Genomic DNA, 12,368 nt, shown 5'->3' with positions numbered 1-12,368 from the left:
AAACAATTCCCTTAAGGTTTTATAATGGAGAGTAAATTAAATTTTTAACCTTGGGGGATTTATGTCAAATGCACAAATATTAACCGAACAACTTGATTCGGTTTATCAAATTACCATTAATCGACCTGACAAAATGAACGCATTAACCGATGCGATGTATGGTGAGTTACTCGCCGGATTGCGGGAGGCCAGTGAGCTTTCATCAATTAAAGTTATCCTTATTTGCAGTAGTGGCGCTCATTTTTCAGCAGGTAATGATTTAGCTGACTTTTTGCAAACGGAGTTTAATTTAGAAAGTCATGTCGTGCAGTTTTTAATTACACTGGCAAAATTAGAAAAGCCAATTATTGCTGCGGTAAATGGTGCTGCTGTAGGTATTGGCACAACTATGCTGTTGCATTGTGATATGGTATTTGCCGCAGCCGATAGTAAATTTTCGTTGCCCTTTATCAAGCTGGGGTTAACGCCAGAAGGCGGTTCGAGTCGTTTATTGGCACAGCGGTGTGGCGTGGCTAAAGCCAATGACTGGCTTTATAGTGGCAGAAATATATTAGCAGATGAGGCGCTATCTAGTGGTCTGGTTAACCAAGTGTTTAGTGATGCACCGGCGATGCTGGCTAAATCTATAGAATACGCGCAAAAAATCGCATCCAATTCACTGGATTCCCTTGTCGCGACTAAGCAGGTGTTAAAAGGAGATGACCGAGAATCGACGGTTGCTTTAATCAAAAAAGAAGCGCAAATTTTTGCTGAACGCTTGCAAACACCTGCAGCAAAAGCTGCGTTTCAAGCCTTTTTATCTCGCAAATAATTGCTAAATTAGATGGTAAAATAGCATACCAGTGTAGTTAATGCCGTACCAATTAAGTTAAGCGCAAATCCGTTTTTAATCATTTGTTGAACGGTAATTTTTTCGCTGCCATAAATCACCGCATTGGGTGCCGTTGCTACAGGTAACATAAAGGCGCAACTGGCACTCATAGCTGCAGGCAGCATGATTAATGCAGGCTCAATTTGGGCGCTTAAAGCAGCCGATGCAAGTATTGGCATCAATAATGCCGTTGTTGCAGTATTACTGGTTATTTCTGTTAAAAAAGTCACTGACAAGGCAATGGTGATTATCAATAAGATGATCGGCAGCGTTGTGACTGCACTTAACTGACCGCCAATTAATTCACTTAAACCACTGGCCGCAAAGGCTTTTGCAATACAAATACCGCCCGCAAAAAGCAATAAAACCCCCCAAGGAATTTGATTAGCCGTTTTCCAATCAAGCAGACGTCCTTCTTTTCCATCAGGGATGATAAACATGGCAACACAGGCCAACAATGCAATAGTTGCATCGTTGACATTCGGTAGGCCAACTAACGCTCGCCAGCCACCAAAAGGCTCCTGTCGAGTAATCCAGAGTAATGCCGTCACCGCAAATACCCACATCACGCGCTTTTCAATGGTTGACCATTGACCCACCGCCGGAACTTCAATCTTCTCGCCTGATTTTATATTGCGAGTTAGCCATAACATCATTATTGGTATAAACAGTACCACTAGTGGTATACCCCATTTCATCCATTCTAAAAAGCCAAGTGAGTGACCTGTCGCTTCTTGATACGTAGATAAAAATAGCATATTAGGTGGTGTTCCGATTGGGGTACCGATTCCGCCCACGCTAGCCGCATAAGCAATACCTAATAAAAGGGTTGTGGTCAGGCGTTTGTCTTTGACATTTTCCAAAGTGGCTAGTGCTACAGGCAACAGCATTAAGGTGGTCGCGGTATTTGAAATCCACATGCTCAATACGGCTGCTGCTGCCATAAAACCCATTACTAAGTGTTTAGGAGAAGAGCCACCAAATAAATGAATCATATGTAAAGCAATACGTCGATGTGCACCAGAATAGGACATGGATTGAGACAATATAAATCCACCCAATAAAAGTAAGATTAATGGATGCCCGTATGCTTGAGCAGTTTGAGAAGATGATAACACGCCAGTCATAGGAAAAATTGCCAATGGTAAAAGCGATGTAATGGGGATAGGCAAGGGTTCAAAAATCCACCATATGGCACAAACGATGGTAACCGCCGCGACGATAATAATATTTCGCTCAAATCCTAACCAGTAAAGTAAAACAGCTAATAGTAAACTGATTAGCGGAGCAAACCAAAGCATAGTCGATTTTATATTGTTCATGGTTAGAATAATAAGATTTGTATTTTTTATATAAATAAAGTCTACACTTAATTGAAAAGATTTTGAATGAGGAATTCAGGTTCTCGCCGATGAGAGTAGAAGAATTAGGACTGGCTGTAGGCGATGCACTGCAATTGCAGATTGGCGATAATATTGAACAACGTTACCCGGTTAAATTTTATGGTATCAACCCCAAAGGCAGCGTAATTGTTTCCGCGCCATTTTCAGGCAGAGATAAAATGATTTTCATTCGCGAAGGGCAACTGGTGACACTGCGATTTGTTGTAAAAAATGTTGCCTCCGGTTTCACTACGCGAGTAATGGCAACTCGTGGGCAGCCTTACCCATACTTACACCTTGAGATTCCCAAAGAGATTCAAACTGTCGAAGTTCGTAAAGAGGTGAGGGTGGCTACCGATATTCCTGTTACCGTGATGAACAAAACCCATAGTTCGCCAGCATTAACCGGACGGTTGTTAAATATGAGTTGTTCTGGCGGCAGAATTGAAACCAATATGAAAGTTGCTCTGCAAGATAATATCTTGAATATTACTATGAAAGTTAAAATCGACGATATTGAGTGTTTGATTACTATGGACTGTATTGTGACTTATATTAAGGAGGATCCGGATAATAGTGTTTTTTCTTACGGTGTTAATATTGAAACTATCGACAAAGAAGATATGATTGCTTTACGAGGTTTTGTTTACCAAGAGCTGCTAAAAAGTATTCATATGATTTAGCTGAGCTTTGGTAAAAACGGCTAACAAGCAGAACAAGCTGAGCTATTACAAATCAAGTAGACGTCATTTCTTTCGGTTTAAAATAAACAATTTTATGTTTGAATAATGGCTCTAACCTAAGTCATGAATCTGGTTTTTGGTGGCTTAATTCATTACTTTTCCTCTCTGAATTATCTTAAACATATGCAACTTATTATAAGTAGTTGTTTGTCAAGTATTTGAATTTACTATGCTTTGTAATTGGTAAGCTGCTGATTTAACTTGAAAAACATCCTTTGCGAGGTCCACACCAACTGTTGTAGTATTCATAAAAAACACCCTTATTATTTGCTTAGCCTGTATAAAGTATGGCTAAAAAGTAACGGGGGCTAATTATCTGTTATGCGTGAAATTATGAAGAATAAACTGTTGAATAGTTTTGTTTGTGCGTTGTTAGCTCTTGTGCCAGTCACGCTTTTGGGAGTTTGGGAAATAATAAATCAGCCTCAAGTTTTAGAAAATGGACTGGTTGATGATAGCGCTGAACGAAGCTTATTTATGTTTTGGCATTTGTATTTAGTTATTTTTTTGCGTTGTTTTGGTTTTTGAATTTATCCGCCGCCAATCAAAATAGGGTATATCTCGAGATTATAGAAAGTTCTGGTAGACCAAGACCATCTATGAATGCAGCGGCCAGCAAATATAGTAAGCTGGGCCGAGGATTGTTGGTTGTTACTATCGGTGTTGCCGTTTACAACATCGCTGTTGCAGAAGATAAGGTACCTGCTACGGCGAGAGAGGGAGTAATAATTGGTGGAGGTTTCGCCGGAGGCGCTGCTGGCGGTGCGCTGGCAGGACTCGCTTGTGGGCCGGGTGCACCTGTTTGTGTCACTATCGGGGTGTTTGTAGGAGGCGCATTGGGTGCGCTAGGTGCTGATTTCACTTTCGGGTGGTTTTTCTGATGCCCACAAAGGAAATAAATGAATTTCATGTAATAGATACGATAGAAAAACCTAATGAAACACCAAGAGTGTTGCTTGAAAACAAAAATTTAAAAAAGCAAATTGAGGTTTCAGGAAAGGTGCTGGAAGCACAGTATCGAATTGGAGAAAACTTCCTTATTCTGGTCACGGAAGGAAACCCTTTTGAAGAGGCGTTATACGTGTACTATTTTAGCAATAGCTTAGATCTTATGGATTCACTGGAGCTTTCTGCAATGTATTCGGAAGGAATGCTTAGAAATGTTGCTCTTTCTGATTCAGGAGATATTATGTTTTCGTTTTTTGATAACAATGAGCAGTGGGTTTTGAAAGTATTTTCACACCCTAAGTACGCTTTTTTCAATAACAAGTACCCCGTTAAAAGTAAAATATCAGTTTTTCATAAAAATTGGCTGAGCTTAACGAAGCCCTAACAAATTGCTGCACACGGAAGAAGGACATGAACAGATGAACAAGGACATCCATAACTTGTTTTTTATTGTATGGGTTTGATTAAAGCAATTTAAAATTATATAAAGAAAAAATGGCGGAGTTTTAAATTATTGGGTCGGTTTTATTTTGAATTTTGAGTTGGCTTTTAATGAAAATTCAAATTTCAAGCGTAGTTAGTTCTCAGCAAAAGCTGATGTGAACAATGATTTAATGTATTTCATTGTTTGTGTTAGCTAAAAACCTGCTTACTTAAATTTATTCCTTTAACAAAATGATTTTGCGCATTTTCTAAATAGTGAGTTAGTGAAGTGGGTGAGCCAATAATAGTGAGTTTTGATAAATCGTCTTTGGCTTTCATTAATTCAATAAAACCGTCATTAGCAATATTAAGTTTTTGTAAAATGGGCGGTTCATTCGATGGAATATAACTCGGTTTATCTTTTCGAATGGCTCGTCCAAGCCAGTCAGTGAGCTGGATATTCTCTTGCAGCGAAAAAATGATACTGTTGGGATGCTTTTGGTGATTGGAGGTTGAGAGTTTCATTAAAGGAATAACTGACTAGCTTTGATTTTTAACTTGATTGATGCGTTGTTGAATACTGGTGTAATCGGATTTTTCAAGTGATTTTGCCATCTTTGCACGAATGGGGTTTAAATCGATTTGAGTTTTTCGTGCGTGAGTCATGATGAATATCCATATTTATTGAATCCTAAACACTAATCTATCGAAACAGTGATTGTTTGTCTAGTGGGAATTTGAGAGGATTGGGTTTGAGTATGGGGTGTCCCGTATCGTCTTAGTAGAACTTTTAGTGATTGCAATGAATGATTTGAATTACCCAACCGCTACTCAAAATAATTTGCTCTCACGGCTTGCTCCATTGAGAGAGGCCATTATAAAAAATTGATGAGAGTGAAAAACCATTCACCAAAAATGAATGGTTGTATTTAACGCTAGCTTTCAAAATAGCGGGTAATCGCATTTGCCGGTTCTTTATCAATATAATATTGCTGTTCACTGAACTTTTGTTTGAGCGTCGGTAAGTCGGGTTTGATTTCTTTAAGTTGTAAATAAGTGATTTGGTTGTTGATGTTGTTTTCGATGCAGTGGAGTTTGAGCTGAATGGCTTTAATCAGTGATTGCTCTTTACTATCGCGTAACTGTTCGAGCAGACTGTCTAAGTAAAGCATTTTTCCAGCCGTAAGCCTGTTTAGACTATCATAAAATGTTATTTGGTGCATGAGAAAAAGAGCTAAAAAATAGAAAAAAATTAAATAGGCTTTGTGTTTTATTTAAAGAATTATTTTTATTTTTTTATGTAGAATTCCTTAATTAATTTGTGGGTAAATGCCGTTAAAGATTATCTAATGGGCTTAAAGTGCCCGTGGAATTTCTATTAAGTACATGCGTGTAAATTTGAGTCGTTCTAACATCAGAATGACCCAGTAGTTCTTGAACCGTTCTTATATCTGCACCAGACTCCAGCAAATGAGTGGCAAATGAATGTCTAAAAACATGGGCAGTAACATGTTTAGAAATTAGAGCTTTTTTAACACCTTTTTGAACATGCTTAGAAAAAACTGATGGATGAATATGATGCCGTCGTATAATTAAAGTTCTGGGAACAGTCGCTATTTGATTTTCTAGATCTGTTTTGCAGGTTTGTGGTAATGGTCTATCTTTCCCTCCTTTTCCCCGTTTAACTGTAATTTGGTTACGCTCAAAGTCGATATCTTTAACCCTAAGACGATGAACTTCATTTTTCCTTAGCCCTGTTCCGTAAATAATTTGCGCCATTAACTTAGGTAATCCGTTCATTGCGTCTAATAATTTTTTGACTTCTTGGCTTGAAAGAACAACCGGTAAATTCCGATGTTTTCTTGCCCTCACCGCATTAATGGTATTTTCTCCTAATGGTTTATGTAGAACCTGTTTATAGAGAAATACTAGCGCACATAAAGCTTGATTTTGAGTAGCAGGCGCAACGTTTTTATCAACGGCTAAATGAGTAAGAAAACTGTTGACCTCATTATCACTCATTTCTATAGGGTGTCGTAATTGATGATAATGAATAAACTGCTTAATCCAGTAAACATAATTTCTTTCAGTATAAAGTGAATAGTTGAGGGTTCGAATGGCGGCTCTAACTTGTGTCATAAGCCTAGGTTTGTGTGGCTCTTTCACTATATTNCAGTATAAAGTGAATAGTTGAGGGTTCGAATGGCGGCTCTAACTTGTGTCATAAGCCTAGGTTTGTGTGGCTCTTTCACTATATTCTCTCCTTGAGTTGTTTCAAATAAACGCTATTCAAATAAGTAGTCTTTTGTCAAGTATTTGTATTTACTACGCTTTGTAATTGGTAAGTGGTTGATTTAAAAAATAAACACAAATGACGCCTGTATTTATATGCAGTAAAGCGGAGTAATAACACTTGAAAATTATCTTCTCCACTGTAAAATATTGATATTAAAGATAACTTGAAATCAGTAAAAGCTCGCTCGAAGATTAACGAGATTTACTGCATTCAATCAGCTGTTAACACACTGAAGAATAAAAGGGAGTTTGATTGATATGAAGAAAACAATAGCCTTAGCAGTGATGGGATTACTTCTGTTCGTATTTGCAATGGGTTCATCTTTTACATATAACACTATTCACTGTGAGCTTACTTCAACGCATAGCCTAGCTTCGGTAATCTCTGCTATTTTCTCGATGTTTTTTTTGAGTTTGGTATTTGTTAGATTGTTTAAAAATTTAGGGTTAATTCAACTAAATTCATATTCTATTGAGTCGATAGTGCCATATGACCCATGGGAATATTATGTGGTTCCACAACATAAACCAATTTATATTTCTCCTACAATGGATTTGCTGCTATAAGGTGCTAACAAGAAAATGAAAATAGAAACAAGAAAAACGTTCTATTTATTTGAGCGTTAGCTGTCATAAACCATTGGTCGAGGAACGTAGAGGATGACAGGATTAGAATTTAAAGAACGATTCGACGTATTAACGTCAAATATCACCTTTGAGCAATTAGCCCAAGATGCCCCAGAAGAGTTGTCGGAAAATATCAATAAATTAGGGGTGTTGATTCTACCATCACACGGAACGGATGACTCGTTTTATGCTGGAAGTTTGGATACCCTCGATTTTTTAAATGACAATGGGATTAAGGCTGATATATATGCAAATGATGAGGACTATAAAGAACTTAGTTTGCATGCAGCGGACTTCTGGCTTGGTACATTATTTGTAAAGTATTTCGTGATCCCCGTATTCTGTGGCGTTATTTCCTCATACATATACGATAAACTTAAGGCAAATAAAGATGATAAGATATCTTTAAAGTTCATAGTTGAAAAGAAAGATGGCAGCACGTCAACTGTGAGCTATGACGGCAAAGTAGAAGAGGTAGGTAAAGCCCTTGATGCAGTAAAAGAATTCAGTAATGAAGATTAAGCTCACGAACATTGAAGACACTCGCAATCAGGCTGTAACTCAAATATTAGATGAGTTAGAAAAGAAGAAAAAAGAAGCTGTCTCATCAGGAGATGAAGAGCTCGCCAACAATTGCTGGAGGGAGTCCGAAGCGCTAAAACTAAATATCCGTTATATTGAAGCGTTTGATAAGATTAAGTCTCGAAAGTACAGGGATGCTTGGAATGATCTGGAGCGTTGCGAAATCGATGCTGATTCGATAGAAAGAAACTCTGATTCCAATTTCGTCATAAACTCAAGATGCCGTTTCATAAAAGATAAGGTGGAAAAATGGCAGTCTCTTTACCCGTACTGTGTATTTGTGAGTCCAGGGTTTAAAGTTGGTTATTATACGTGCAGCATATGCAATCATAAAGTGAGGCCAAGATCCAGGTGCTCACACGTCAAGGGCAAAATATACGGTGGAGAATTGTGTGTTCATGTCGCACATGACCTAGAGTTTTTGGAAGTTTCAATAGTTACCAAGCCGGTCCAAAAATACTCGGTACTTCACAATGATGAAACCTTGGATTTTTCCCTTATTGATTACTTATCCAGTTTTCTTGACAATGCATTTGAAGATTGGGTTGCGCATTGGACGCGCATGAGTTTTGCAATAGAAAGGTTTTCACAAGTAGACCCAAGCGATGATTGCCCTTGTAAAAGCGGTAAGAAATTCGAGGAATGCTGCATTAACGAAAAAGAAATTTCCATACCCCATGTGGATTTTCAATTCTTCAAAGATATTCCTGATGAAAAAGCCAACGTACGTTTTCCATATTAATCAGCTAACAATCGGCTCCACAAGGACGGCAAACCCTTCGCTGCGCTACGGGTTTCCCGCCTGTGAGCCGTGGCGTTATGCAATTTATAATTATGGATATTTAATATGAAAAAAATCATAATCGGGATGCTTATAGTTTTCCCTTCACTGTCATTTGCTGGTGTTTCTTGCACGATTTCAGATTTCGAAGTTGAGGTGTACGATCATGGTGGAACTTACATTCATGGAAAATTGGATGGTGTGAATAACACTTGGATTAATATACAAGGTAAGGATGGGAACGACAATGCTACTAATAGACGTCTTTCTATAGCGCTTGCGGCGCAAATGGCGGGAAAAAAATTGGAAGCGTATTTTGAAAGTTTTAATAGCTGCACCGAGTATCAAAACTATACAAGAGTTACTGGTCTAAAATTAAGAAAATAGTATTAATCCACGCATAACAAGTTGCACCAGCGGACATTTTTTCCATCGCTCTTTTGTGTGGCGGGTACCACACAACGGCTCTTCCAAAAATTCCGCTGTGCAAGGCGTTAAATTAACAAAAAGGTAATTGCTATGTTTTACAAAGGAATACTTGTTTTAATTATGTTGCTTCCTAGTTTGTCTTATGCAGCAAACGACTATGTAGGTAAAGTAGCATCTATTAAAGCAGATGGAGGTATAATTCTTGTTATATTAAAGGATGGTACAGGCAATTCTGGTTGTGGTAATAGTAATAGTTTTTGGTTAGATCCAAAGCTAGATTTTGATAAGGCTATTTTATCTTTGGCTATTACGGCAAAAGCTGCGGAGAGAGAAGTTTATGCTCTCGGAGGTGGGGAGTGTAAGTCTGGTTGGCCCCATAAGAACTCTCATAAGCTTTCAGCATTTTCACTTAGATAAAAATTTAACCAGTCAAGGCAGGTGATGCAAAATACGCACACATGCTTTTTGCGTTACATTCACAAATTTAAAATTACAAAGGAAGAAATATGAAGTTTTTACTAGGTACTGTTTTATTGATCTTGACGACTCAACTACAAGCTGCTGATTGGGGAGGAAAATCAGCAGTTATCGACAAAATGTACATATATAGTACAAGTGTGATTATTGTCCAAGGCGATGTTTATGCAGGAAAAGCAGGTTGTGCAAATAACAATAAATGGAGCTTTTATTGGAACTCCTTAGATGAAAAGGTTGCTGATCGCGTTTACAGCGCTTTACTTGCTGCATACGCGTCTAAAACTCCTATTAAACCCATTTTTCACGATAGTGAATGTGGACCTGAAAATGCAAAGAAATTTACCGGTAGTTTTGTTTTTGAATAATGTAACCAGTGCGTGAATTTGATTCGGCGAAAAGCACGCCTCCCAAATTACGCAAGCGTTATAAATCATAGAGGAAATCAAAATGCGTTCGTTTATTGGGATTGTTTTTTTACTTCTATCTCATTCATTACATGCGGAATACGACAAGAATATCGAAGGTAATATCGTCGCTATTTATACCTATCCATCAGGTACAGTTTTATTTAAACTGGATAATCAACCGACTAACCATCCTAGCTGCAACCCTGTTTACTTTGCAATTGCAAAAGATGTTCCAGAGTCTGCGGCAAATAGAATGTACTCTAGACTTTTATCCTTACACACAACCAAGACTAAAGCCTATATTGGTTTCGATAGTCAAGGTGGGTGCGGTGACGGATATATTAGGGTACATAATGTTGGTGGCAATTAATTTATAACAAAGCGTTGCACCAGATACACTGATGAACGCGGCGTTAAATTAACAAAAAGGTAATTGCTATGTTTTACAAAGGAATACTTGTTTTAATTATGTTGCTTCCTAGTTTGTCTTATGCAGCAAACGATTATGTAGGAAAAGTAGCATCTATTAAAGCAGATGGAGGTATAATTCTTGTTGTATTGAAAGATGGTACAGGCAATTCTGATTGTGGTAATAGTAATAGTTTTTGGTTAGATCCAAAGCTAGATTTTGATAAGGCTATTTTATCTTTGGTTATTACGGCAAAAGCTGCGGAGAGAGAAGTTTATGCTCTCGGAGGTGGGGAGTGTAAGTCTGGTTGGCCCCATAAGAACTCCCATAAGCTTTCAGTATTTTCACTTAGATAAAAATTTAACCAGTCAAGGTAGGTGATGCAAAATACGCACACATGCTTTTTGCGTTATACGCAAATTTATCAAACACAAAAAAGGGAGATAAGAAATGCCAAAACTGTATGAGTACTTAGGGATCGTTTTATTTTTCTACAGTAATGAACATGAGCCTATTCATGTACATGGAAAATATAATGGCAAAGAGACAAAGGGCAAGGTCTGGAACCGGCGAAAAGGCGAGATTTTGAAGAGTTTGTGAATGCTAATGCATCGGAAATTATTGAAAAGTGGGTTGATTACTTCATCAAGAAGAAGCCTATTGCCCCAAAAATCATCACACAAAGGGGCCGAAATGTCAGAACTATTGGTTAAGTCCGCTCACCATGTTAAGTCCCATATCCTAGAAATTGAATTTACAGATGGGCATAAGCAAAATTTAGACTTTGCGCCCTTTATATTTTCTTCGGGTCATCCTGACTATGACAAATATAAAAAAGAGTCTGAGTTTTTGAGGTTCGATATAGTGGATGGAAACTTAAACTGGGATGACTACACTATGATTTTCCCAGTTGAAGATCTGTATATCGGTAAAATCGTAAAATAGTAAGCGTATAACGATCGCATGCACATGAAAATTGAGATGAAGCCGAAAGTTTACCTCTACAAAGAGACTGTTGATGGTGTAACACTTTATCTTGGTGAATGTTCTACTTTAGACGGACTTTCTCTTTTCAACGAAGAAGCACAAATACAATTAATAAGCTTTGGTGCAACCTGCTACAAAAAATATGTATGGGCCACTGAAAACGAATTACCCAAATTTGATAAAGTAAAAAATATTGTGGCTTTTCTAAAATCGGAAGGTGATATTGGGGTAGTTGAATTTAATGCAAAATTACCCGGTATCGGAGAGTTTGGATCACATGATGACGGTGAGTGCCATTTCCACCTGGAATCAAAAAAATCTGCAATCGAAATGCTTAAAAAGGTACTGCCCGAGCAATATAGTGATATGTTAATAAACCAGTTAGTTGACAACCAAGGTTTCTATATTACCTGTGACGACAAAGGTGTAGTAAGTAAATTTGGAAGTTTTGATGATTACTTGGCAACAAACGTATAACAAACGCAAGCAATCGGACTTGGGTAAGCTGTCACCATTTTTGCAAAAAGCCGCAAAAATGCCGCCATCTCACCCAACCCGTTGTTGCGGGCGTTATGTTTCATGGATATAAGTAGCATATGGCTAAAGTCTTGGCAGTAAGTGTCTTTCTATTTGGTTTTGTATTTATTGGATATGCCGCATTTTTTGTATTTATGGCGGTTAAAGACCATAAATCCAATCCTAAAGGTCTTTTTAACTGGCTAAAAGATGTAGTAATCGTTTCCTTCTGCTTATTTGTAGCAGCAAATACGATTTCAAGTGGCTATTATCGTATGATACAAAGTGGCATTATTAGTGAGTGAATTAAACATAACAATTAACTGTTGCGCGACTTTGAACCGCTCCTTGCAGTCGCTAATCAAAGCCGCAAAGTAAAACGTTAAATCACAATTATGAAAATCATCTCAAGAATATATTTGTTAATAATTTTGTCTTTAGGAAGTGCTGCGGTTATGTCTAGTGAAGTCCCGGACTGGGGAGGATTGGAA

Annotated in this window: 21 protein-coding genes; 16 read left to right on the top strand and 5 right to left on the bottom strand. The window is 37.8% G+C overall.

The annotated features are described in order from the left end of the window. The first annotated feature begins 61 nt into the window (after positions 1-61). A complete protein-coding gene (locus ABVT42_RS14825; RefSeq protein WP_353896664.1) occupies positions 62-811 on the top strand; it encodes an enoyl-CoA hydratase-related protein in 750 nt (249 codons plus the stop codon). A gap of 8 nt (positions 812-819) precedes the next feature. On the opposite strand, the gene ABVT42_RS14820 is transcribed toward ABVT42_RS14825, so the two are convergent. Next, positions 820-2,193 (bottom strand): SLC13 family permease, encoded by a 1,374-nt coding sequence (locus ABVT42_RS14820; protein ID WP_353896665.1) that lies wholly within the window; start codon positions 2,191-2,193, stop codon positions 820-822. Positions 2,194-2,282: 89 nt separating this feature from the next. Between ABVT42_RS14820 and ABVT42_RS14815 the strand changes: the two genes are divergently transcribed. The 4 genes from ABVT42_RS14815 to ABVT42_RS14800 all read left to right on the top strand — a co-directional run bounded on the left by ABVT42_RS14815 (position 2,283) and on the right by ABVT42_RS14800 (position 4,329). After that, positions 2,283-2,936 (top strand): flagellar brake protein, encoded by a 654-nt coding sequence (locus tag ABVT42_RS14815; protein ID WP_353896666.1) that lies wholly within the window; start codon positions 2,283-2,285, stop codon positions 2,934-2,936. Between the two features lie 381 nt (positions 2,937-3,317). Next, complete coding sequence (locus tag ABVT42_RS14810) at positions 3,318-3,524, top strand: hypothetical protein (RefSeq protein ID WP_353896667.1); 207 nt, start codon at positions 3,318-3,320, stop codon at positions 3,522-3,524. 71 nt (positions 3,525-3,595) lie between these two features. After that, positions 3,596-3,877, top strand: a complete 282-nt coding sequence (locus ABVT42_RS14805) for a hypothetical protein (RefSeq protein ID WP_353896668.1) — start codon at positions 3,596-3,598, stop codon at positions 3,875-3,877. After that, positions 3,877-4,329, top strand: a complete 453-nt coding sequence (locus ABVT42_RS14800) for a hypothetical protein (RefSeq protein WP_353896669.1) — start codon at positions 3,877-3,879, stop codon at positions 4,327-4,329. Before ABVT42_RS14805 ends, ABVT42_RS14800 begins: the two co-directional genes overlap by 1 nt. A 248-nt stretch (positions 4,330-4,577) precedes the next feature. On the opposite strand, the gene ABVT42_RS14795 is transcribed toward ABVT42_RS14800, so the two are convergent. The 4 genes from ABVT42_RS14795 to ABVT42_RS14780 all read right to left on the bottom strand — a co-directional run bounded on the left by ABVT42_RS14795 (position 4,578) and on the right by ABVT42_RS14780 (position 6,506). Beyond that, complete coding sequence (locus tag ABVT42_RS14795; RefSeq protein ID WP_353896670.1) at positions 4,578-4,892, bottom strand: hypothetical protein; 315 nt, start codon at positions 4,890-4,892, stop codon at positions 4,578-4,580. A 15-nt stretch (positions 4,893-4,907) separates the two neighbouring features. Continuing rightward, on the bottom strand, positions 4,908-5,033 hold the full coding sequence (locus ABVT42_RS14790) for a hypothetical protein (RefSeq protein WP_353896671.1): 126 nt from the start codon (positions 5,031-5,033) through the stop codon (positions 4,908-4,910). Between the two features lie 269 nt (positions 5,034-5,302). Continuing rightward, positions 5,303-5,539 (bottom strand): hypothetical protein, encoded by a 237-nt coding sequence (locus ABVT42_RS14785; protein WP_353896672.1) that lies wholly within the window; start codon positions 5,537-5,539, stop codon positions 5,303-5,305. 163 nt (positions 5,540-5,702) lie between these two features. Next, positions 5,703-6,506, bottom strand: coding sequence for a tyrosine-type recombinase/integrase (locus tag ABVT42_RS14780; RefSeq protein WP_367024015.1), 804 nt, complete (start codon positions 6,504-6,506; stop codon positions 5,703-5,705). Between the two features lie 816 nt (positions 6,507-7,322). Between ABVT42_RS14780 and ABVT42_RS14775 the strand changes: the two genes are divergently transcribed. The 11 genes from ABVT42_RS14775 to ABVT42_RS14725 all read left to right on the top strand — a co-directional run bounded on the left by ABVT42_RS14775 (position 7,323) and on the right by ABVT42_RS14725 (position 12,182). Beyond that, on the top strand, positions 7,323-7,811 hold the full coding sequence (locus tag ABVT42_RS14775) for a hypothetical protein (protein ID WP_353898118.1): 489 nt from the start codon (positions 7,323-7,325) through the stop codon (positions 7,809-7,811). Then, positions 7,801-8,613 (top strand): SEC-C metal-binding domain-containing protein, encoded by an 813-nt coding sequence (locus ABVT42_RS14770; RefSeq protein WP_353898119.1) that lies wholly within the window; start codon positions 7,801-7,803, stop codon positions 8,611-8,613. Before ABVT42_RS14775 ends, ABVT42_RS14770 begins: the two co-directional genes overlap by 11 nt. A gap of 105 nt (positions 8,614-8,718) precedes the next feature. Next, complete coding sequence (locus ABVT42_RS14765; protein ID WP_353898120.1) at positions 8,719-9,039, top strand: hypothetical protein; 321 nt, start codon at positions 8,719-8,721, stop codon at positions 9,037-9,039. A 132-nt stretch (positions 9,040-9,171) separates the two neighbouring features. Beyond that, positions 9,172-9,498: a hypothetical protein gene (locus ABVT42_RS14760; RefSeq protein ID WP_367024013.1), complete on the top strand. Its 327-nt coding sequence runs from the start codon at positions 9,172-9,174 to the stop codon at positions 9,496-9,498. An 89-nt stretch (positions 9,499-9,587) separates the two neighbouring features. Next, positions 9,588-9,923: a hypothetical protein gene (locus ABVT42_RS14755; RefSeq protein WP_353898214.1), complete on the top strand. Its 336-nt coding sequence runs from the start codon at positions 9,588-9,590 to the stop codon at positions 9,921-9,923. Positions 9,924-10,005: 82 nt separating this feature from the next. Further along, entirely contained in the window at positions 10,006-10,335 is a 330-nt protein-coding gene (locus tag ABVT42_RS14750; protein WP_353898215.1) for a hypothetical protein, read from the top strand. A 68-nt stretch (positions 10,336-10,403) separates the two neighbouring features. Beyond that, positions 10,404-10,730, top strand: coding sequence for a hypothetical protein (locus ABVT42_RS14745; protein WP_367024010.1), 327 nt, complete (start codon positions 10,404-10,406; stop codon positions 10,728-10,730). Positions 10,731-10,824: 94 nt separating this feature from the next. Continuing rightward, the gene (locus ABVT42_RS14740; protein WP_353898149.1) at positions 10,825-10,974 is read left to right on the top strand and encodes a DUF4160 domain-containing protein; all 150 of its coding nucleotides are present in this window, start codon (positions 10,825-10,827) and stop codon (positions 10,972-10,974) included. Next, positions 10,975-11,319: a hypothetical protein gene (locus ABVT42_RS14735; RefSeq protein ID WP_353898148.1), complete on the top strand. Its 345-nt coding sequence runs from the start codon at positions 10,975-10,977 to the stop codon at positions 11,317-11,319. Between the two features lie 24 nt (positions 11,320-11,343). Further along, positions 11,344-11,838, top strand: coding sequence for a hypothetical protein (locus ABVT42_RS14730; RefSeq protein ID WP_367024008.1), 495 nt, complete (start codon positions 11,344-11,346; stop codon positions 11,836-11,838). Positions 11,839-11,957: 119 nt separating this feature from the next. Next, positions 11,958-12,182, top strand: coding sequence for a hypothetical protein (locus ABVT42_RS14725; protein WP_353898146.1), 225 nt, complete (start codon positions 11,958-11,960; stop codon positions 12,180-12,182). The last annotated feature ends 186 nt before the right edge of the window (positions 12,183-12,368 follow it).

The sequence above is a fragment of the Aliikangiella maris genome (assembly GCF_040719265.1).
Classification (GTDB): Bacteria; Pseudomonadota; Gammaproteobacteria; order Enterobacterales; family Kangiellaceae; genus Aliikangiella; species Aliikangiella maris.
Note: the sequence above shows the minus strand (reverse complement) of the source record. Positions and strands in the feature narration are given on the sequence as shown.